This window comes from Pseudomonas sp. UBT, from assembly GCF_050915955.1.
Taxonomy (GTDB): domain Bacteria; phylum Pseudomonadota; class Gammaproteobacteria; order Pseudomonadales; family Pseudomonadaceae; genus Aquipseudomonas; species Aquipseudomonas antarctica_A.
The window spans coordinates 693,767-714,256 of record NZ_CP168079.1; the positions used below are offsets into that span (position 1 = coordinate 693,767).

Sequence of the window (20,490 nt, forward strand, 5' to 3'; positions counted from 1 at the left end):
CACACATCAAAATGTGGGCTTGCCCGCGATGGGGCCAGCCCAGTCACAGGAAATTTCCAGCCATGCACTTTGACCTGATCGACCTGCGCCTCTACCTGCACACCCTCGACACCGGCAACATCACCGCAGGCGCCAGCCGCAGCCATTTATCCCTGGCCGCCGCCAGCGCACGCATTCGCGCGATGGAGGCGTCATTGGGCATTGAGTTGCTCGAACGCGGCCGCCGTGGCGTTACACCCACCGCCGCCGGCAACGCGCTGGCCCGGCACGCGCGCTTGCTGCTGCAACAAGCCGAGCACCTGCAACAGGAACTGGCGGAATACGCCAATGGCGTCAAAGGCCAGGTGCGCCTGCTGTGCAACACAACAGCCCTCAGCGAATACCTGCCGGAACTGCTCGCGGATTTTTTGTGCGAGCACCCCAACCTTGAGATCGACCTGCAGGAACTGCCGAGCCTGCGCATCACCCATGCCTTGCGCCAAGGCACGGCGGACTTGGGGATTATTTCCGACGCCGTGGACACCCACGGCTTGCAGACCGCACCCTTTCGCGACGACCCGCTGGTGCTGATCATGCCCCTGGAGCATCCGCTGGCGACGGGCTCGGTGAGTTTTATCGACAGCCTGCAACACGACTATGTAGGCCTGGCCGCCAACAGTGCGCTGGCGGTGTACCTGGAAGAACAGGCGCTGCACAGCGGCTTTCGCCTGCAAACACGCATTCGCGCCGATGGCTTTGATGGGGTCATTCGCATGGTCGCCCGGGGCGCGGGCCTGGGGATTGTGCCCCAAGCGGCATTGGAGCGTTGGCCACGGGAGCGCCCGATCAAGGTCCAGCCTCTGCAAGAAGAGTGGGCCCGGCGCAAGCTGCTGTTATGCGCGCGTTCGTTCGAACAATTGCCCGGTTATGCCAAGGCCTTGTTCGACGCCTTGGCCCTGCCCTTGCGGAAAAACCCGTAATACACCGCCGACAGAATCAGCAGGAACGGCACGCCGAACACCAGGGTCATTTTGAACGCCTCGGTTAAATACGTGGTGATCATCACCGCGCCCATCAGCACCAGGCCCAGCGATGTGCTGTAGGGAAACAGACGCAGTTGAAACGACAGCTTTGCCCCGCCGTGACGCTTGCGATAGCGACGGAAAAACAGGTGTGTGAGGAAGATCATGAACCAGGTGAAGATCGCGCCAAACATCGAGATCGCCATCATCAAGGTGAACGAACTTTCCGGGTACACCACGTTAAGTAAGGTCGCCAGGGCAATGCCTGAACTGGAGAGCAGCAACGCATTCAGCGGAATCCCGCTCTTGCTCAAGGCGCCCATGGACGCAGGCGCAAACCCGGCGCGGGACAGGCTGAACATCATCCGCGTTGTGATATAGAGCTGACTATTCATCGCCGACAGCGCCGCAATCAGAATCACGAAATTCATCACCCCGGTGGCACCGGGAATACCGATGGTCTGCATCACCGTAACGAACGGGCTCTGGGTCTGCCCGGACTGGTTCCACGGCACGATGGCCAACATCAGCGCCAGGGTCAGCAGGTAGAACACCACGAGGCGCACGATGGTCGCGCGAAAGGCTTTCTTCACCGCCTGCTCCGGGTCGGCGGCTTCACCGGCGGCCACGGCGATCATCTCCACGCTCAGGTAGCTGAAGATCGACACGATCACGGCGATCCACATGCCGCTCAAGCCATGCGGGAAAAAGCCGCCGTGGGCCGTGTAGTTCTGCACCCCGTATTGCGGGTTGCCGGAGCCGAACACCACGTAAACCGCCAGGATGATAAAGCCGACAATGGCACTGATCTTGATGGTCGAGAACCAGTATTCAAAATTACCGAAGGTCTTCACGCTGATCGCATTGAGCAGGACCAGCACGCTGGAAAACGACACGATCCAGACCCACTCCGGCACGTTGGCGAACCAGTACTTCATGTACATCGCCACCGCCGTGACCTCGGCGCCCACCGCCAGCACAATCGCCGCCCAGTAGGCATAACGCACCAGGAAACCGGCCAGCGGGCTGATATAGAACTCGGCATAGGCGCCAAAGGAGCCTGAGGTGGAATGCGCCACGGTCATCTCCGCCAGGCAGCCCATCAGCAGCAAAGTGATCAACGCGCCGATGGCGTAGCTCACCAGCACGCTGGGCCCGGCATAGCCGATGGCATAGGCGCTGCCCATGAACAGCCCGGTGCCGATAGCGCCACCGATGGCGATCATGCTCATCTGGCCGGAAGTGAGCTGGCGCCTCAGGCCCAGTTCGCGATGGGTGATCTCTGCAAAGCCGTTGTCTGGCGTGGTCACGTGGTGTGCCCCTTTATTATTGTGATTGCACGGTTTGGATATAGACACAGATCCACTGTGGGAGCGGGCTTGCTCGCGAAGGCGGTGGGTCAGTTACAGAATATGTTTCTGATACACCGCTTTCGCGAGCAAGCCCGCTCCCACATTGGTCTTGCAGTGTTCTTAGGTGACGCTGTTGCGCACTTTGAATTGAGGCTGGTCCCAGGTGTGGTTGTCGAGGATGTCGCCGAGGATTTCCACCGCATCCCACACATCGGTAAAGCTTGTGTACAGCGGGGTGAAACCAAAGCGCATGATGCGCGGCTCGCGGTAATCGCCGATCACGCCACGGGCGATCAGGGCTTGAATGACTGCGTAACCTTCAGGGTGTTCGAAGCTCACATGGCTACCGCGTTTGGCGTGCTCACGCGGGGTGATCAGCACCAGGCCGTGGGCGGCGCAACGGGCTTCCACCCATGCAATAAACAGGTCAGTCAGTGCCAGGGATTTGGTGCGCAGGCTGGCCATGTCGGTCTGGGCAAAAATCTCCAGGCCGCATTCGACCATGGCCAGCGAGGTGATCGGCTGCGTGCCGCACAGGTAACGCGCGATGCCGCTGCTCGGGGCATATTGAGCTTCCATGGCGAACTGCCGGGTATGCCCAAACCAGCCCGACAACGGCTGGCGCACCACGTCCACCAACGCCGGGTTGACCCACACAAATGCCTGGGAGCCCGGCCCGCCATTGAGGTATTTGTAGGTGCAGCCAATCGCGTAATCGGTACCGGCCTTATGCAGGTCGACGGGCACCGCCCCGGCCGAATGGGCCAGGTCCCAGATGCTCAGCGCGCCGCACTCGTGGCTCAACGCAGTGAGCGCCTGCATGTCGTACATGTAGCCGGTCTTGTAGTTGACGTGGGTGAGCATCACCACCGCGACGTCCTGGTCGATAGCCTGCGGCAGCTCGTCCGGGCTGTTGACCAATCGCAGGGAATAACCCTGTTGCAACAGCTCGGCCAGGCCTTCGGCGATGTACAGGTCGGTGGGGAAATTGCTCGCCTCGCTGACAATCACCTTGCGCGCAGGCGCACGTTGGCGCTGCACGCTCAATGCGGCGCTGAGCACCTTGAACAGGTTGATGGAGGTGGTATCCGTAATCACCACTTCGCCGTCGCGGGCACCGATCAGAGGCGCCAGGCGGTCACCCAGGCGCTGGGACAACGCCGCCCAGCCGGCGCTGTTCCAACTGCGAATCAGGCCATTGCCCCATTCCTCTGCAATCACCGACTGCGCCCGCGCCAACGCCGCCACCGGACGCGCACCGAGGGAGTTGCCGTCGAGGTAGATGACGCCCTCGGGCAAGGCGAACTGGCGACGCAGTGGCGCCAACGGGTCCTGGGCGTCGAGGGCTTGGCAGTGGCTTCGAGTGGTCATGGTCTGTCCTGATTCTTATAAGTGACGATGGACAAAATAATGAACGAAACTTTAGAGAATTTTCGTGCAAAGTGACGGGCAACAGGCTAATTAAGCTGTAGGAAATTCGAATTTAACTCCAAAACACGCGGATTTATTCTAAGCATGATTCTTGACGCCACCGACCTGCGCCTCCTGCATTTTTTGCAACAGGATGGCCGTATCAGCAACCAGGAACTGGCGGAAAAAGTCGCCCTGTCGCCCTCCGCCTGCCTGCGTCGTTTGCGCCTGCTGGAGAGCGAGGGAATCATCAGCGGCTACCGCGCGGTGTTGAATGCCGAACAGCTGGGAATCGAGCTGGAGGCCATCGTCCACCTGTCATTACGCCAGGACGTGGAGGATTGGCATGAGACGTTTATCAAGAAGGTGCAAGGCTGGCCGGAGGTGGCCAGTGCGTATGTGATTACCGGGGCCAGCAACTATGTGTTGCGGGTGCAGGCACGCAACCTCAAGCACTTTTCGGACTTTATCGTGAACCACCTGAACCGCACGGCCGGGGTGATGGATATTCGCTCGGAGATTGTGTTGCAGAAGATCAAGGATCGGGATGAGGTGCTGGACTTGGTCGTACGCAAATAACCAGAACACCACAGAACGTTGTAGGAACTGGCTTGCCGGACCGCCGGACCGCTGCGATGCAGACACCTCGGTGCATCAGGTACACCGAGTTAATGCTATCGCAGGCAAGCCAGCTCCCACATAAGCCCGCTCCCACATTTTTTAACCGCGTTAAAATCAGTCTTCCAGGGCGCGCACGCGCTGCATGCGTTTCTGCTCCTGCGGCGCACCCGACGATTGCAGCTCAAAATCAAAATCAATCTGCGCAAACCGCCCTTCCACGCCAAACTCCCGCGCCAGTTGCTGATCGTCACTGAAGCGAATCTCGGCAATCAACTCATCGCGCGTCGCATAGGCAAAATCATCATGCAGGTACGGGTCATCCGACAGGTTGATCTGCGTGGTCAAGTGCCGATATCCCGGCGCCGAAATGAAGAAGTGAATGTGCGCCGGCCGCTGCCCATGACGCCCCAGTTGATCGAGCAACTGCTGGGTCGGCCCGGTCGGCGGGCAGCCATACCCTGACGGCACGATACTGCGAAAACGGTAGTTGCCCTGGGCATCGGTCTCGATACGCCGGCGCAGGTTGAACGCCGATTGCGTCGGGTCAAACCACGAATACGTGCCGCCGGTATTGGCCTGCCACACATCGACAATCGCCCCCGCCAACGGCTTGCCGTCGGTGTCGCGTACTTGCCCGCGCATAAACAGCGGCACCGCGTCGTCCTTGCCATCATCCAGCCGCGCCTCGTACTGCGACAGCGGTGCCCCGGCCACATACAACGGGCCTTCAATGGTGCGCGGTGTGCCACCGGATTTGCCGGCCTCTTCGTCGGCGGCATCCATCAGCAGGTCCAGGTAATGTTCCAGGCCCAACCCGGCAGCGAGCAAACCGGCTTCCTGGTTCTTGCCCAATTCGTTGAGGTAATTGACCGCCTTCCAGAACTCTTCCGGGGTCACCTCCAGGTCTTCGATGATGTTCACCGCGTCCCGCAGGATCCGGTAAATCAACGCCTTGGTGCGCGGGTTGCCGCCGTCGTTGAGGTTGCCGCTGGCTTCTTCGAGAAACTGTTGGGCGTGGGCAGTCTGGGAAAGTCGGATGGACATGGTGCAATCCTCATCTTGTAATTATTGGGTGCAAAACAGGCTCAGCGGTCGTCCTCACGGATCGACGAAGGGTGCCGGCACAGGGCGTTTATTTCGATGGCCATATAGGGGAAAAGCGGCAGTTGCATCAGCAGGTCGTGCAGTGCCTGCACGCTGTCGACATCGAACACGCTGTAGTTGGCGTAGTGCCCGGCGATGCGCCACAGGTGGCGCCATTTGCCTTCCTGTTGCAGGCGCTGCGCCAGCGCTTTCTCTTCGGCTTTCAGGGCCGCCGCGCGTTCGGGGTTCATGTCGATGGGCAGGTTCACGGTCATTTTTACGTGGAACAACATGGCAGGCGCCTCTTAATGTTTGTCACGACGGAAGAACGCCAAACGCTCTTCATCAATAGTCAGGCCCAGGCCCGGTAAGCGCGAGACATGCAGCTCAAAATCGCGGTACACCAGCGGTTCGGTGAGGATGTCTTCGGTCAGCAGCAGTGGGCCGAACAGTTCGGTGTCCCACGCCAGTTTGTTCAAGGTGAGGAAGGCATGGGCCGAGGCCAGGGTGCCGATGCCGCCTTCAAGCATGGTGCCGCCATAGAGGCCAATGCCCGCGGCTTCGGCAATCGCGGCGGTGCGCAATACGGCGCGCGGGCCGCCATTTTTGGCAATCTTGAGGGCGAACACCGAGGCCGCGCCTTCGCGGGCGAGGTTGAAGGCGTCTTCCGCACACTCGATGGATTCGTCCGCCATGATCGGCGCCGGGCTCGACAGGTTGAGCCGCGCCATGCCGCTGCGGTTATTGCGTGAGATCGGTTGTTCAATCAAGTCGATGCCGTTCTCACCGAGCACTTTGCACGCACGCAGGGCCACGGCTTCGTCCCACGCCTGGTTGACGTCAACGCGCACGCTGGCGCGCTCGCCCAAGGCCTTTTTTATCGCAATCACATGGGCCAGGTCGCGACCGACTTCACCGGCGCCAATCTTCAATTTGAAGATGCGGTGGCGGCGCAGGTCGAGCATCTTTTCGGCCTCGGCAATGTCCTGTTCGGTGTTGCCGCTGGCCAGCGTCCAGGCCACCGGCAAAGCGTCGCGCACGCGGCCGCCGAGCAGTTCGCTGACCGGCAGGTTAAGGCGTTTGCCGAGGGCGTCGAGCAAGGCGCTTTCGACGCCGGACTTGGCAAACGTATTGCCGCGAATGCTGCGCTCCAGACGCAACATGGCCGCGTTGATATTGCTCGCGTCCTGGCCAATCAACAGCGGCGCGAAGTGCCGGTCGATGTTGATCTTGATGCTATCGGGGCTTTCATTGCCGTAGCTCAGGCCGCCGATGGTGGTGGACTCACCGATACCTTCGATGCCGTCGGCGCAACGCACGCGGATAATCACCAGGGTCTGGTTTTGCATCGTGTGCATCGCCAGCTTATGCGGACGGATGGTGGGGAGGTCGACGATGATGGTCTCGATCGACTCGATGGCGCAAATCGGCATGGCTATACCCGTTGGGTTCTTTATAGGTTTGCGCCGATTCTGTGCCGTATTTTTCCTGGCATCCAATATAGAATGGGTCTCGCACAATACCCTCAAGGTATGAAAGGAGCCGTCATGGAGCTGCGTCATCTGCGCTATTTCCAGGTGCTGGGTGAAACCCTCAACTTCACCCGCGCCGCCGAACGCCTGCACATCGCCCAGCCGCCGTTGAGCCGGCAGATCCAGCAACTGGAGGAAGAATTGGGGGTGATTTTGCTGGAACGCGGCCGACCGCTGCGGCTGACCGAGGCCGGACGGTTTTTCTATGAGCACGCCAATGTGCTGCTGGAGCAACTGGGCAAGGTCTGCGACAACACGCGGCGCATCGGCCAGGGCGAGAAGACCTGGCTGGGCATCGGCTTCGCGCCATCGACCTTGTACGGCGTACTGCCGGAGTTGATTCGGCGGCTGCGCAACCATGAAGCGCTGGAGCTGGAATTGGGGCTCTCGGAGATGACCACCTTGCAGCAGGTCGAAGCGCTGAAGGCTGGGCGTATCGACGTGGGCTTCGGGCGTATTCGCATCGACGACCCGGCCATCGTCCAGCGCGTGCTGGTGGAGGACCGACTGGTGGCCGTGCTGCCCGCCGGCCACCCGCTGCTCGACGCCCCCGCCAGCCTCGCCCAGTTGGCCGCCGAACCCTTTGTGCTCTACCCCGGCAACCCGCGCCCCAGCTATGCCGACCATGTGATCGCCCTGTTCGACGCCCACGGTTTGAGCCTCAAGGTGGCGCAGTGGACCAACGAATTGCAGACTGCCATCGGCTTGGTCGGCGCGGGCATGGGCGTGACCCTGGTACCGGCCTCGGTGCAAGTGCTGCACCGCGCGGATATCGGCTACACGCCGATTGTGGAAACCACCGCGACCTCGCCGATTATTCTGAGCCGCCGGGTGAATGATCAGTCGCCCGGGCTGAGTCATTGTCTGCAATTGGTGGAAGAGCTGATCTGATATCTCCCAAACACTGGATATCCAATGTGGGAGCTGGCTTGCCTGCGATAGCGGTGGATCAGTTGGCATCTTTGCTGATTGGCCCACCGCCATCGCAGGCAAGCCAGCTCCCACAGTTTGATCCTCATTGTCTTCAAAGGCTGCGCAGGCGCTTGCGTTGCAGGGTTTGGCTGGGGGATTCGTCGAATAGCTTGCGGTATTCCGCTGAAAACCGCCCCAAATGGGTAAACCCCCACCCCAGAGCGATTTCGGAAATGGTACGTGTAGAGCCGTGTTCGAGGATTTCCTGGCGCACGGCGCCCAACCGGTGTTTCTTCAAGTAAGCCATGGGCGACAGCGCAAAGTATTTGCGAAATGCATCGAACAGCTTGAACCGCGACACACCGGCAGCGGTTTCCAGGTCTTCCAGGTGCACGGCCTCACGGGCATTGTCGTGGATGTACTGCCGCGCGCGAATCAAGTAATGCGGCAGCTTCACGCCGAGTACGTCGCGCAGTTCTTCGGAGTAGTTGTTCGGCTGGGCGAGGATCAAGCCCTTGATCAGCGAGCTTTCAAGATCCCGGGTAAACGCCGCCTGCTCATACAACTCGCTGCTGCGTTCAAGCTCGGCAATGAAATACCGCGCCATGCGCCACCACGACGCCGAAGCGCCGTCCACCGCATCCATCACCGACTCAAACCGCAGCGGCGCTTCAATCGGCCGTTGCAGCAAGCCCTCAAGGGATTCGCTCATCGCCGCCCGCGTAATGACCACCTGCAACTTGCGGCAATCACCGGAAATAGCCAGCACCTGATGCTCGTTGGGCGAAATGATCACCCCTTGATCGCAATTGGAGCTCAGGTTCACACCGTTCTTGCTCAACTCCTGCTCGCCCACCAGCGGCAGGCTCAGGCTGTAACTGCTGAAATGCTCGGCGTCTTCGATGTCGATGGTCACATCAGTGCCGTATTCGATCACGCCCAAGGTGGTGGCGCGGGACTTGAACACATTGGCACTGTGGTGAAAACGCAGGCGCTCGGGCGTCGCCGTCGCCAGGCGATGCGGCCCGCAGATGCCGGACATCCAGCTGCAGGCGCCCTCCAGGTCGAAGCGTTGAATATGGATATCGCGTGTATGGCTACTCATCAGGGTGCACCCACGGCGGTTAGGCTGTTGCGCGCTCTGGCGGCGCGTCGGTATGGATCGACAGCAAGTTCCAAGCCACGCCAGCCGTATTACAACCCAGTGGATAGCAACCGTCGACTATGTGGATAACGGGCAGGCTTTTGCACCTCTTGCCTTGTATGACAGTAGCGCATTGCGCGACCGCCCTGCACCGTTGTGAGTATTTGCTGCCCAACTTTCCGGCCCACCTTCCCCCATTAAGCGGATAGCCCGCACCCGGCCATGCTGCCTCTAATAAACCACCGATTAGCCCCTATCAAACAAGGTGCCTCCCATGAGTGGTGCAAGAAGCGTCGAGCAGTGGAAAGCGTTTATCGAAAGCTGCCTGGACTTTCGCCCGGCGGATGAAGTGTTCCGCATCGCCCGGGGCATGTTCACCGAGCCCGAACTGTTCGACCTGGAGATGGAACTGATCTTCGAAAAGAACTGGATCTACGCCTGCCACGAAAGCGAACTGGCCAATAACCACGATTTCGTGACGATGCGCGCCGGGCGCCAGCCGATGATCATCACCCGCGACGGCGAGGGCAAACTCAACGCACTGATCAACGCCTGCCAGCATCGCGGCACGACCCTTACGCGCGTCGGCAAGGGCAACCAATCCACCTTCACCTGCCCTTTCCACGCCTGGTGCTACAAAAGCGACGGCCGGCTGGTGAAGGTCAAGGCGCCGGGGGAATACCCAGAGGGCTTCGATAAAGCCACCCGCGGCCTGAAAAAGGCGCGTATCGACAGCTACAAGGGCTTTGTGTTTATCAGCCTGGACGTGAATGGCACAGACAGCCTGGAAGACTTCCTCGGCGACGCCAAGGTGTTCTTCGACATGATGGTCGCGCAGTCCGCCACCGGTGAACTGGAAGTGCTGCCAGGTAAATCCGCCTACACCTACGACGGCAACTGGAAGTTGCAGAACGAAAACGGCCTGGACGGTTATCACGTCAGCACCGTGCACTACAACTACGTCGCCACCGTGCAGCATCGCCAGCAGGTCAATACTGAAAACGGCACGGGCTCGGGCACCACGCTGGACTACAGCAAGCTCGGCGCCGGCGACGCGAATACCGATGACGGCTGGTTCGCTTTCAATAATGGCCACAGCCTGCTGTTCAGCGACATGCCCAACCCGACGGTGCGCTCCGGCTACGCCACGATCATGCCGCGCCTGGTGGAAGAACACGGCCAGCAAAAGGCCGAGTGGATGATGCACCGCCTGCGCAACCTGAATATTTACCCGAGCCTGTTCTTCCTCGACCAGATCAGCTCGCAGCTGCGCATCATCCGCCCGGTGGCGTGGAACAAGACCGAGATCATCAGCCAATGCCTGGGCGTGAAGAACGAGTCCGACGCCGACCGCGAAAACCGCATTCGCCAGTTCGAAGATTTCTTCAACGTGTCCGGCATGGGCACGCCGGATGACCTGGTGGAGTTCCGCGAAGCCCAGCGCGGTTTCCAGGGCCGCCTGGAACGCTGGAGCGATATCTCGCGCGGCAGCCATCGCTGGGCAACCGGGCCCACGCCGAACAGCGAAGCCATCGGCATTCAACCGGCCATGACCGGCACCGAATTTACCCATGAAGGCTTGTACGTCAACCAGCACCGCAACTGGCAGCAGTTCCTGCTCAAGGGCCTGGACCTGCAAGCACTGAAACTGCGGGAGGTGCAGTGATGAATGCGCAATTGCAGTACCAGATCGAGCAGTTTTTCTACCGTAAGTCCGAACTGTGTGACGCCCAGGACTGGGACGCCTATGTGCAGTTGTTCGACCCGCAGAGTGAATTCCACCTGCCGCAATGGGACTCCGAGCACGTCTACACCCGCGACCCCAAGCGCGAGATGTCACTGATCTATTACGCCAACCGTTCAGGCCTTGAAGACCGCGTGTTCCGCCTGCGCACCGGCAAGGCGGCGTCGGCCACGCCCATGCCACGCACCTTGCACCTGATCAATAACGTGCGCGTGGCCGAGCAGGCGGATGGCACGCTGGAGGTGCGGTTGAACTGGCACACGCTGTTTTATCGGCTGGCCACGTCGGAGCAGTTTTATGGGCCTGCCACGTATCACCTGAAACCTCATGGCGACAGCTGGCTGATCACGCGCAAACACGCCTTGCTGCTCAACGACACCATCAACTCGGTGCTGGATTTCTATCACCTCTAAAGCACCGGAGCACTGCAGATGAATCACAAAGTGGCCTTCAGTTTTGCCGACGGCAAGACTCTGTTTTTCCCGGTGGGCGCCCATGAAATCCTGTTGGACGCCGCGCTGCGCAACGGCATAAAAATCCCCCTGGATTGCCGCGAAGGCGTGTGCGGCACATGCCAGGGTCGTTGCGAGTCTGGCGATTACAGCCAGGATTATGTCGACGAAGAGGCCCTCTCCAGCCTCGACCTGCAACAGCGCAAAATGCTCAGTTGCCAGACACGGGTCAAATCCGACGCGACGTTCTACTTCGATTTTGATTCAAGCCTGTGCAACGCACCGGGCCCGGTGCAGGTGCGTGGCACGGTGAGCGAGGTGCAGCAGGTTTCGGCCAGCACGGCAATTTTGCACGTTCAGTTGGAGGCCCCACTGGACTTCCTGCCGGGCCAATACGCCCGACTGTCGGTCCCTGGCACGGACAGCTGGCGCTCCTATTCCTTCGCCAATCGGCCGGGCAATCAATTGCAGTTCCTGGTGCGCCTGCTGCCGGACGGCGTGATGAGCAACTACCTGCGCGAGCGTTGCCAGGTCGGTGATGAAGTGCGGATGGAAGCGCCATTGGGGGCTTTCTACCTACGGCATGTCACCCAGCCGCTGGTGCTGGTGGCGGGTGGCACCGGGTTGTCGGCCCTGCTGGGCATGCTCGATGAACTGGCGGCTAATGGCTGCACGCAGCCCGTACACCTGTATTACGGCGTGCGCGGGGCCGAGGATTTATGCGAAGCGGTGCGCATCCACGGCTACGCCGCGAAAATCCCGAATTTTCGCTACACCGAAGTGCTCAGTGACCCGTCGCCGGAGTGGCCCGGCAAGCGCGGCTACCTCACCGAACATTTCGACCTGGCCGAATTGCGGGACAGATCGGCCGATATGTACGTGTGCGGCCCCCCGCCAATGGTCGAATCCATCCAGCAATGGCTGGCGGATCAGGCACTTGATGGCGTTCAGCTGTATTACGAAAAGTTTACGCAGAGTAATATCTGACCCCTCAGCAGTTCTGGGGGGCGGGTGCGGCGTGCAATCAACCCTGAGAAAAACAAGTAGAAGGGAATGTTAATGGCGGATGACATGGTTAACCCGGTAGGCCTCAAGCGTGGCCTGAAGAACCGGCATATTCAGCTGATCGCCTTGGGAGGGGCGATTGGCACGGGCTTGTTCCTCGGCTCGGCCGGGGTGCTCAAGTCGGCGGGGCCGTCGATGATCCTGGGTTACGCGATCGCCGGTTTCATCGCGTTCCTGATCATGCGCCAGCTCGGCGAGATGATCGTCGAAGAGCCGGTGGCCGGCTCCTTCAGCCACTTCGCGCACAAATACTGGGGCGGTTACGCAGGCTTTCTGGCGGGCTGGAACTACTGGGTACTTTACGTGCTGGTGGGCATGGCCGAACTGACGGCGGTGGGTAAGTACATCCAGTTCTGGTGGCCGGAGATTCCGACCTGGGTCAGCGCGCTGGTGTTCTTTGTCGCGGTGAACCTGATCAACACCCTGAACGTGAAATTCTTCGGTGAAGCCGAATTCTGGTTCGCAATCATCAAGGTGGTGGCGATTGTCGGCATGATCGTGCTCGGCTGCTACCTGCTGTTCAGCGGCACCGGCGGCCCGCAAGCCACGGTAAGCAACCTGTGGAGCCATGGCGGGTTCTTCCCGAATGGCGGCATGGGGCTGTTGATGTCCATGGCCTTCATCATGTTCTCGTTCGGCGGCCTGGAACTGGTGGGCATCACCGCCGCCGAAGCCAGCGAACCGCGTAAAGTGATCCCCAAAGCGATCAACCAGGTGGTGTACCGGATCCTGATTTTCTACGTCGGCGCGCTGACCGTGCTGCTGTCGTTGTACCCGTGGGACCAACTGCTGCAAACCCTCGGCGCGTCAGGCGACGCCTACAGCGGCAGCCCGTTTGTGCAGATCTTCTCGTTGATCGGTAACGACACCGCCGCGCACATCCTCAACTTCGTGGTGCTGACCGCGGCGCTGTCGGTGTACAACAGCGGCGTGTACTGCAACAGCCGCATGCTGTTCGGCTTGGCCGAGCAAGGCGATGCACCGAAATCGCTGATGAAGCTGAACAAGCAAGGCGTGCCGATTCGGGCCCTGGCGATCTCGGCGTTGGTAACCATGCTGTGCGTGGTGGTCAACTACGTCGCACCGCACAGTGCGCTGGAATTGCTGTTCGCGCTGGTGGTTGCCTCGCTGATGATCAACTGGGCGCTGATCAGCCTCACCCATATCAAGTTCCGCAAGGCCATGGGCGAGCAAGGCGTGGTGCCGTCGTTCAAGACCTTCTGGTTCCCGTTCAGCAACTACCTGTGCCTGGCGTTCATGGTGATGATCATCGGCGTGATGCTGGCCATCCCGGGCATTCGCGAGTCGGTGTATGCGATGCCGGTGTGGGTAGGGATTATCTACATTGCCTACCGGATGCGGATCAAAAAGGGTAGCGCTGTAGTGAATGCACAGTGATCCCTGTGGGAGGGGGCTTGCTCCCGATAGCGGTATGTCAGAGACCGGATGTATTGGCTGACACACTGCCATCGGGAGCAAGCCTCCTCCCACCTTGTTGATGGCATTCCAAATGTAGAAAGCCCCGGTTATCCGGGGCTTTTTGTTTAGAGCGTGGAACGGACTCGCCACAGTTCGGGGAATAGCACCGTATCGAGCATCTTGCGCAGGTAACCCACGCCCTCGGTACCGCCGGTGCCCGGCTGGAAGCCGATAATCCGCTCCACCGTGGTGACATGTCGAAAACGCCACTGGCGGAACGAATCCTCCAGGTCGATAAACTTCTCGGCCAACTGATACAAATCCCAATACCGGCTCGGGTCGCGATACACCTCACGCCACGCCGCCTCCACCGATTCATCGTGAACCGTCGCTGCCGTCGGGTCGCGTTCGGCGCGCTTGGGATCAATCGCCAAGCCTGCCTTGGCCATCAGATTGATCGCCTCGTCGTACAGCGACGGTGTGGCGATCGCCACTTTCAATTCGTTCAACAACTCCGGCCGATGCGCGTGAGGACGCAACAGCGCCGCGCTTTTATTACCGAGGATAAATTCGATCTCACGGTACTGGAACGACTGGAACCCCGACGACTGCCCCAGGAACGGGCGAATCGCCTTGTACTCCGACGGCGTCATCGTCGCCAGCACCGCCCAGGCGTGCACCAGTTGATCAAAGATCCGTGACACCCGCGCCAGCATCTTGAACGCCGGCGGCAACTCGCCCATCCGCACGTGTTCGCGGGCGGCCTTGAGCTCGTGCAGCATCAGTTTCATCCACAGCTCCGAGGTCTGGTGCTGGATGATGAAGAGCATTTCGTTATGGTCCGGCGACAGCGGGTGCTGGGCGCTGAGGACTTTGCCCAGGTCCAGGTAGTCGCCGTAGCTCATGGACTCGGAAAAATTCAGCTCGGCGTTATGCCATTCTTCCGGCGGTTGGTAGTCAGCAGAGAAGGGACATTGGCTCATCGCGTAAGCTCCTTGAGCGGGCGGAGAATGGCGCGGACCGGGCTCGCGTCCAGGTTGGCAAAGCGCAGCGGCAGCGCGATCAACTCATAATCGCCCTCCGGTACGTCATCGAGCACGATGCCTTCAAGAATCGCCATGCCATGGCGGGCCACCGCGTTGTGGGAATCCATGGTCTTGGACTGTTGCGGGTCCAGGGACGGCGTGTCGATACCGATCAGGCGCACGCCCAGGCTGGCGAGCAGCTCGATGGTTTGCGGCGCGATGGCGGTAAAGTTTGAATCCCACTCGGTGAGCGGCGCTTGTGGATAAGTGCGCAGCAGCACCCGCTCGGGCAAGTTATCCACACGGCCTTCCAACTGATGCGGCTGCACCAGCGCGCCACTGCCCAGGCAATGCAACACCCGGCACGGGCCCATGTACACATCAAGCGACACTTCGCCAATCGGCGCACCGTCCGCGCTGTAGTGCAGCGGTGCATCCACATGGGCGCCGGTGTGCGGCGAGAAGGTCACGCGGCCCACATTCACCGGGCACTCCGGGCCGAACTGCCACACGCGCTCTTCCTGGAACGGCGTATCACCCGGCCAGGTCGGGGTCGCCGCGCTCAAGGGCGGGCTGATATCCCACCACGTTTTTATTGGGTTCATTTCAAGGCTCTCGGTTGTCACTGAGGTGAATGATACGAGGGCCAGACGTGCATTTTCTTGCTAATTCCAGCGCCAGGCGGGAATTCTTTCGTACTTACTGCGAGGAAATGGCGGATTGACGCCCGAAAGTTTCGTCTGACGAAAGCAGCTCAAACACTGAAGATCCAATGTGGGAGCGGGCTTGCTCGCGAATGCAGAGTGTCAGTCACTGAATACTTAGGCTGACCCAACGCATTCGCGAGCAAGCCCGCTCCCACATGGACTGCATGGGTGTCAGAGGAATCGCATCCACCTGCGCTTCTGGGCATCCCGATGTCGAGTTCAGACCACTGACGCAACGCCCAAGGCCTTAGGGTTCACCTTTGCATTCACTGCCTCGGAGTCATCATGTCCAAGCCCATCACCGTACTGCGCGACACCCACCCTCTGCCGGTCCTGGATGCCTGCAAATGGGAAAAACTCGAAGGCGACCCGCACACTGTCAACCTCAACGCCTACACCAGCGAAGACGGCAGCAAGATCATGGGCACCTGGATCTGCACACCGGGCAAGTGGTACGTGGAATACGTGAAGTGGGAATACTGCCATTTCCAGGAAGGCTACTGCGTGATCACGCCCGAAGGGATGGAGCCGATTCACTTGCGGGCTGGGGATATCTTTGTGGTGGAACCAGGGATGAAGGGCACGTGGGAAGTGGTCGAGACGGTGCGTAAGTATTTTGTGTTTGCGTGACCCGCAAAAACCCGGGAGCCCGCCAGCGGCAGGCTCCCGGAAAACGCCCTATTCGGGCTTGCGATAGCTGTTGATGATCGCCGAGAAGTCCTTGCCCCCTTCCCCGCGCTGGCTCATCGATTGATACAACTGCTGGGCCACAGCGCCCAGAATCACCGGTTGCTTCGCCTGGCGCGCGGCTTCGGTGGCCAGGCCCAGGTCCTTGAGCATCAGGTCGGCGCCAAAACCACCAGTGTAACCACGCGAGGATGGCGCGGTTTCGATCACGCCCGGCCATGGGTTGTAAGTGTCGGAACTCCAGCAACGCCCGGTCGAGCTGTTGATGATCCCGGCCAGCACCTGGGTGTCGATACCCAGCGCATCGCCCAACGCCATGGCTTCACTGACGCCGACCATGCTGATGCCCAGCAGCAGGTTGTTGCAGATCTTGGCGATCTGGCCGGTGCCGACGTCGCCGCAATGCACGATGTTGCGGCCCATCTGCGCCAACACCGGTTGCAGGGTGGCGAACAGTTCTGGCGTGGCGCCGACCATGAAAGTCAGGGTGCCCGCGCTGGCGCCGCCGGTGCCGCCGGAGACGGGGGCGTCGGCAACGGCTACACCTTGCTTCGCCGCCGCCGCCGCTACATCACGGATGGTTTGCGGGTCGATGGTGCTGCAATCCACTGCCGGTACGCCCTTGCCGATCCCGGCGAGCACGCCGTCTTCATTCAGCCACACACTGCGCACGTGGGCCGCGGCGGGCAGCATGGTAATCACCAACTCAGCGCCGTTAGCCGCATCACGCGGGGAATCGCAGACAGTGCCGCCGAGTTCGGCCAGCTCTTTGAGAACCGTCTGGTTCAGGTCGAACAGGTTCAGCGCGTGGCCGGCCTTGATCAGGTTGCGGGCCATGGGCGCGCCCATGTTGCCCAAGCCGATAAATGCAATCTTCATGGTCGTCTCCCGGAATCAGCGCAGGTTGATGGTGGTGTTGACGCCATCGTTGACCGTGTCGTCGTCGAACCAGCGGCTCGTAACGGTTTTGGTCTGGGTGTAGAACTGCACCACTTGCTTGCCGTACGGGCCGAGGTCGCCGAGCTTGGAGCCACGCGAACCGGTAAAGCTGAAGAATGGCACCGGCACGGGGATCGGGATGTTGATGCCGACCTGGCCTACATCGATTTCACTCTGGAACTTACGCGCCGCTGCACCGCTTTGGGTGAACAGGCCGGTGCCGTTGCCGAATGGGTTGGCGTTGACCAGCGCGATGGCTTCATCGAGGGTCGCAACTTCGAGCACTACCAGCACCGGGCCGAAGATTTCCTGGGTGTAGATCTGCATATCGGTGGTCACGCCCGAAAACAGGGTCGGGCCGACGAAGTTGCCTTGCTCGAAGCCCGGTACCTTGATGTCGCGGCCGTCCAGCTCCAGCTTGGCGCCTTCTTTCACGCCGCTTTCGATCAGCTCCAGGATGCGTGCCTTGGCGCGCTTGGAAATCACCGGGCCGACATCGGTGCCCGCTTCGCTGCCGGCATTCACTTTGAGCTTTTGCGCCAGCGCTTTCAGATCAGGCAGCCATTGCTTGGCCGCGCCGACCAGCACCACTACGGACGTAGCCATGCAACGCTGGCCCGCCGCGCCGAAACCGGCGCCGACCAGCGCATTCAAGGTGTGTTCGCGGTTGGCGTCCGGCAGCACCACGGCGTGGTTCTTGGCGCCCATCATCGATTGCACGCGCTTGCCGTGTTTACCGGCCAAGTCGTAGACGTGCGTGCCAACGGCAGTCGAGCCGACGAAGGACACGGCCTTGATGTCTTTATGGGTGCACAGCGCATCCACCACGTCCTTGCCGCCGTGCACCACATTGAGCACGCCAGCCGGTACGCCGGCTTCCAGCGCCAGCTCCACCAGCAACATAGTCGATAGCGGGTCTTGCTCGGATGGTTTGAGCACGAAGGTGTTACCGCAGGCAATCGCCATCGGGAACATCCACAGCGGAATCATCGCCGGGAAGTTGAACGGGGTAATGCCGGCGCACACGCCGATCGGCTGGCGCAGGGTGTAGGTGTCGACGCCACCGGCGACGTTTTCAGCGAATTCGCCCATCTGCAACGTGCCGATGGAGCACGCGTGCTCAACCACTTCCAGGCCACGGAAAATATCGCCTTCGGCATCGGCAATGGTCTTACCCTGCTCGGCGCTGAGGACAACGGCAATGCGTTTGGAATGTTCACGGATCAGGGCTTGCAGCTTGAGCATGATGCGCATGCGCGCGCCAATAGGCGTCAGCTTCCAGGTCTGGAAGGCGCTGTGGGCGGCGTCGATGGCGGCGTTGACTTCATCGGCGGTCGCGAAAGGGACTTTGGCCAGCACTTGCTGGGTGGCCGGGTTAACGATGTCTTGCCAATGGGTGGTCTTGGACTCGACCCATTCACCATTGATCAGCAACTTGACCTGTTGCACGGAAATATCGGCAGAAGCGTTCATGTGGTCTCCAATCTTGTAGTTATGCAGAGACAAGGCGCGTGAATCGCCTTGGAAATGAGGCGTTCGGACTGTTTTTGGAGTATAGATGTGCAAATCTCTAATAAGAACGCACATAAAAGCCGGTCCAATATGCAAAAAAACATCACGTCATTGGGCTCCCTGAACTGGGATGACCTGAAGTTTTTCCTCGAAGTGGCCCGCACCCGCAAGGCCAGCGTGGCCGCCAAGCGCCTGGCGGTGGACTACACCACCGTGTCGCGGCGCATCAGTTCTTTGGAAGTGTCGCTCGGCACCTTGCTGTTCGAAAAATCCCGGACCAATGGCTTTGTCCTTACCGCCGAGGGCCAGCGTTTGCTGGGTTACGCGGAGTCCATCGAAAGCACCTTGCACATGGCTTGCGAGCAGGTGTCCGGCTCCGGCGTGGCACTGTCCGGCCATGTGCGCATGGGCTGCACCGAGGGTTTCGGCAGCTTTTTCGTTACCCCGCAGCTCAGCCACTTCGTCGACACGTACCCCGCGATCTCCGTCGACATCCTGCCCCTGCCCCACTTCATCAGCCTGTCCAAGCGCGAAGCCGACATCGTCATCGCCCTGGAACGCCCGGAACACGGGCCGTATGTGTGCTGCAAACTGTGCGATTACAAACTGCAGCTCTACGCGACCCAGGACTACCTCGACCAACACCCGCCCATCCACCGCCCGGCAGACTTGGCCGAGCATCCATTTATCAGTTATGTGGATGATTTGGCGTTCAGTTCGGAGCTGCTGTACCTGGCGAACGTGGTGCCCGGCGCCAGCGCCAGCCTGCGCAGTACCAGCGTGATTGCACAGTACGTGGCGGCGCAGCAAGGCCGGTCGATGGCGATATTACCGTGCTTTTTGGCGGCACAGGACCCGCGGTTGTTGCCGGTGCTGGGGGAGGAGATTGCGATTACGCGGCAGTTTTGGATGTATTGCCGGGAGGACTTAAGGAAGCTGAAGCGGATTACGTTGTTGTGGGATTACATCAGGGAAGTGACGGAGCAGAATCAGGGGTTGTTGATGGGGGAGACGCGGGAGATCAAGTTTGCGGATTAAAGGGCCATCAACGACGATTCGCTTTAAATTGCAGGACGTTTCCTAGAGACTCTCCACCCTATTGCGCCTTACCGTTTGGGTCACTAGCCTCCCTGGGTCGCTGCACATCAGCGATCGGGTTTAGCGATCCGGGTTTCAGGCGTGTCACTGCCCCCAACAGTATTAGCTGGCTCTCGTCAGCTTTTAGCGTTTTATGGCGGCTGTGTGCGGGAGACTTTCGAGTCTACCCGGGATGCGCTCTGGCCCGGATCGCTAACCTGCACACAGCTGCCACCCTCTTCATGTTTAGCGATGTGATGTGGCGGCTCTACTTCAGCAGAGAGCAATCGTCATGAGCAAAATCGTCCCCGATCCACCGCTTTCCTCCATCACCACCCTCGGCGTCGTCACCTTCGGCGATTACGGCGAAAACCAAAAACCCCTGTTCCGGGTCAATTCCGGCATGCCGATTGAGCAAGCCCTGGAACACGCCTCCACCCTGCTTTTTTACGCCAAGAAACTCGCCATGGAAGCCGCCATGGATGTGCGCGGCGAGCAATACGCGTGGGCTGCGCATTACCTGTGTGAGATGGGCAAGGCCGTGGTGGATGACTTGACGCAGGCGATGACGCCGGGCAGTTAAGCGAACACTGTAGCGAGCACGCTGCAAAAATAAATGTGGGGCTTGCTCGCGAATGCGGTGGGTCAGCCAATAAATATGTGGCTGAACGACCGCCATCGCGGGCAAGCCCGCTCCCACATTTTTGAGCTGTGGTGGGTGCAGAACTTTGGTCATGCACAAATAAGTGTGGGAGCTGGCTTGCCTGCGATGGCGGTGGGTCAGTCAGCTTATCTGCTGCTGATACAC

At 60.2% G+C, this 20,490-nt stretch carries 21 protein-coding genes; 11 read left to right on the plus strand and 10 right to left on the minus strand.

The window, feature by feature from the left end:
- Positions 1–62: 62 nt before the first annotated feature.
- Positions 63–959, plus strand: a complete 897-nt coding sequence (locus ACDZ94_RS03290; protein WP_064454119.1) for a LysR substrate-binding domain-containing protein — start codon at positions 63–65, stop codon at positions 957–959.
- Here the strand turns inward: ACDZ94_RS03290 and ACDZ94_RS03295 are convergent.
- Positions 905–2,311, minus strand: a complete 1,407-nt coding sequence (locus ACDZ94_RS03295) for an amino acid permease (protein WP_432751065.1) — start codon at positions 2,309–2,311, stop codon at positions 905–907. The two genes, ACDZ94_RS03290 and ACDZ94_RS03295, sit on opposite strands and share 55 nt — an antisense overlap.
- Before the next feature lie 162 nt (positions 2,312–2,473).
- On the minus strand, positions 2,474–3,724 hold the full coding sequence (gene kynU / locus ACDZ94_RS03300; RefSeq protein WP_432751066.1) for a kynureninase: 1,251 nt from the start codon (positions 3,722–3,724) through the stop codon (positions 2,474–2,476).
- A gap of 144 nt (positions 3,725–3,868) precedes the next feature.
- Between kynU and ACDZ94_RS03305 the strand changes: the two genes are divergently transcribed.
- Complete coding sequence (locus tag ACDZ94_RS03305) at positions 3,869–4,342, plus strand: Lrp/AsnC family transcriptional regulator (protein ID WP_003176072.1); 474 nt, start codon at positions 3,869–3,871, stop codon at positions 4,340–4,342.
- 156 nt (positions 4,343–4,498) lie between these two features.
- Here ACDZ94_RS03305 and catA read toward each other — a convergent pair whose 3' ends face one another.
- Genes catA through ACDZ94_RS03320 form a run of 3 tightly spaced genes read right to left on the minus strand, consistent with a single transcriptional unit; the run spans position 4,499 to position 6,900 of the window.
- Complete coding sequence (gene catA, locus ACDZ94_RS03310; RefSeq protein WP_432751067.1) at positions 4,499–5,428, minus strand: catechol 1,2-dioxygenase; 930 nt, start codon at positions 5,426–5,428, stop codon at positions 4,499–4,501.
- Between the two features lie 41 nt (positions 5,429–5,469).
- Positions 5,470–5,760 (minus strand): muconolactone Delta-isomerase, encoded by a 291-nt coding sequence (gene catC / locus ACDZ94_RS03315; RefSeq protein WP_064454123.1) that lies wholly within the window; start codon positions 5,758–5,760, stop codon positions 5,470–5,472.
- 12 nt (positions 5,761–5,772) lie between these two features.
- On the minus strand, positions 5,773–6,900 hold the full coding sequence (locus tag ACDZ94_RS03320) for a muconate cycloisomerase family protein (protein WP_432751068.1): 1,128 nt from the start codon (positions 6,898–6,900) through the stop codon (positions 5,773–5,775).
- A 114-nt stretch (positions 6,901–7,014) separates the two neighbouring features.
- On the opposite strand from ACDZ94_RS03320, the gene ACDZ94_RS03325 reads away from it, so the two are divergent.
- The gene (locus ACDZ94_RS03325; RefSeq protein ID WP_064454125.1) at positions 7,015–7,890 is read left to right on the plus strand and encodes a LysR family transcriptional regulator; all 876 of its coding nucleotides are present in this window, start codon (positions 7,015–7,017) and stop codon (positions 7,888–7,890) included.
- A gap of 133 nt (positions 7,891–8,023) precedes the next feature.
- On the opposite strand, the gene ACDZ94_RS03330 is transcribed toward ACDZ94_RS03325, so the two are convergent.
- Positions 8,024–9,016 (minus strand): helix-turn-helix domain-containing protein, encoded by a 993-nt coding sequence (locus ACDZ94_RS03330; protein WP_432751069.1) that lies wholly within the window; start codon positions 9,014–9,016, stop codon positions 8,024–8,026.
- A gap of 313 nt (positions 9,017–9,329) precedes the next feature.
- Here ACDZ94_RS03330 and antA point away from each other — a divergent pair, with 313 nt between their 5' ends.
- The 4 genes from antA (at position 9,330) to ACDZ94_RS03350 (ending at position 13,714) form a co-directional block, all read left to right on the plus strand.
- Positions 9,330–10,721 carry an anthranilate 1,2-dioxygenase large subunit gene (gene antA, locus ACDZ94_RS03335; RefSeq protein ID WP_432751070.1) on the plus strand — a complete coding sequence of 464 codons (1,392 nt, stop codon included), beginning with the start codon at positions 9,330–9,332 and terminating at the stop codon, positions 10,719–10,721.
- Positions 10,721–11,212, plus strand: coding sequence for an anthranilate 1,2-dioxygenase small subunit (antB, locus tag ACDZ94_RS03340; RefSeq protein WP_064454128.1), 492 nt, complete (start codon positions 10,721–10,723; stop codon positions 11,210–11,212). Before antA ends, antB begins: the two co-directional genes overlap by 1 nt.
- A gap of 18 nt (positions 11,213–11,230) precedes the next feature.
- Positions 11,231–12,238 (plus strand): anthranilate 1,2-dioxygenase electron transfer component AntC, encoded by a 1,008-nt coding sequence (gene antC, locus ACDZ94_RS03345; RefSeq protein ID WP_407016160.1) that lies wholly within the window; start codon positions 11,231–11,233, stop codon positions 12,236–12,238.
- Between the two features lie 72 nt (positions 12,239–12,310).
- Positions 12,311–13,714, plus strand: coding sequence for an amino acid permease (locus ACDZ94_RS03350; RefSeq protein ID WP_432751071.1), 1,404 nt, complete (start codon positions 12,311–12,313; stop codon positions 13,712–13,714).
- Positions 13,715–13,860: 146 nt separating this feature from the next.
- Here ACDZ94_RS03350 and kynA read toward each other — a convergent pair whose 3' ends face one another.
- A complete protein-coding gene (gene kynA / locus ACDZ94_RS03355) occupies positions 13,861–14,718 on the minus strand; it encodes a tryptophan 2,3-dioxygenase (RefSeq protein WP_064454131.1) in 858 nt (285 codons plus the stop codon).
- A complete protein-coding gene (gene kynB / locus ACDZ94_RS03360) occupies positions 14,715–15,365 on the minus strand; it encodes an arylformamidase (protein ID WP_064454132.1) in 651 nt (216 codons plus the stop codon). The genes kynA and kynB overlap by 4 nt, the downstream gene beginning before the upstream one ends.
- Positions 15,366–15,752: 387 nt before the next feature.
- Here kynB and ACDZ94_RS03365 point away from each other — a divergent pair, with 387 nt between their 5' ends.
- Complete coding sequence (locus ACDZ94_RS03365) at positions 15,753–16,097, plus strand: cupin domain-containing protein (protein WP_003230905.1); 345 nt, start codon at positions 15,753–15,755, stop codon at positions 16,095–16,097.
- Positions 16,098–16,145: 48 nt separating this feature from the next.
- Here the strand turns inward: ACDZ94_RS03365 and mmsB are convergent, their stop codons facing one another.
- Positions 16,146–17,033 (minus strand): 3-hydroxyisobutyrate dehydrogenase, encoded by an 888-nt coding sequence (gene mmsB, locus ACDZ94_RS03370; RefSeq protein WP_432751072.1) that lies wholly within the window; start codon positions 17,031–17,033, stop codon positions 16,146–16,148.
- Positions 17,034–17,048: 15 nt separating this feature from the next.
- Complete coding sequence (locus ACDZ94_RS03375; protein ID WP_221295643.1) at positions 17,049–18,566, minus strand: CoA-acylating methylmalonate-semialdehyde dehydrogenase; 1,518 nt, start codon at positions 18,564–18,566, stop codon at positions 17,049–17,051.
- 129 nt (positions 18,567–18,695) lie between these two features.
- Here ACDZ94_RS03375 and ACDZ94_RS03380 point away from each other — a divergent pair, with 129 nt between their 5' ends.
- The 3 genes from ACDZ94_RS03380 to ACDZ94_RS03390 form a co-directional block, all read left to right on the plus strand.
- On the plus strand, positions 18,696–19,643 hold the full coding sequence (locus ACDZ94_RS03380) for a LysR family transcriptional regulator (RefSeq protein ID WP_053257982.1): 948 nt from the start codon (positions 18,696–18,698) through the stop codon (positions 19,641–19,643).
- A 331-nt stretch (positions 19,644–19,974) separates the two neighbouring features.
- Positions 19,975–20,265 (plus strand): DUF3077 domain-containing protein, encoded by a 291-nt coding sequence (locus ACDZ94_RS03385; protein WP_301278902.1) that lies wholly within the window; start codon positions 19,975–19,977, stop codon positions 20,263–20,265.
- 33 nt (positions 20,266–20,298) lie between these two features.
- Positions 20,299–20,490: hypothetical protein (locus ACDZ94_RS03390; protein WP_432751073.1), on the plus strand; the 192-nt coding region annotated here is incomplete at its 3' end.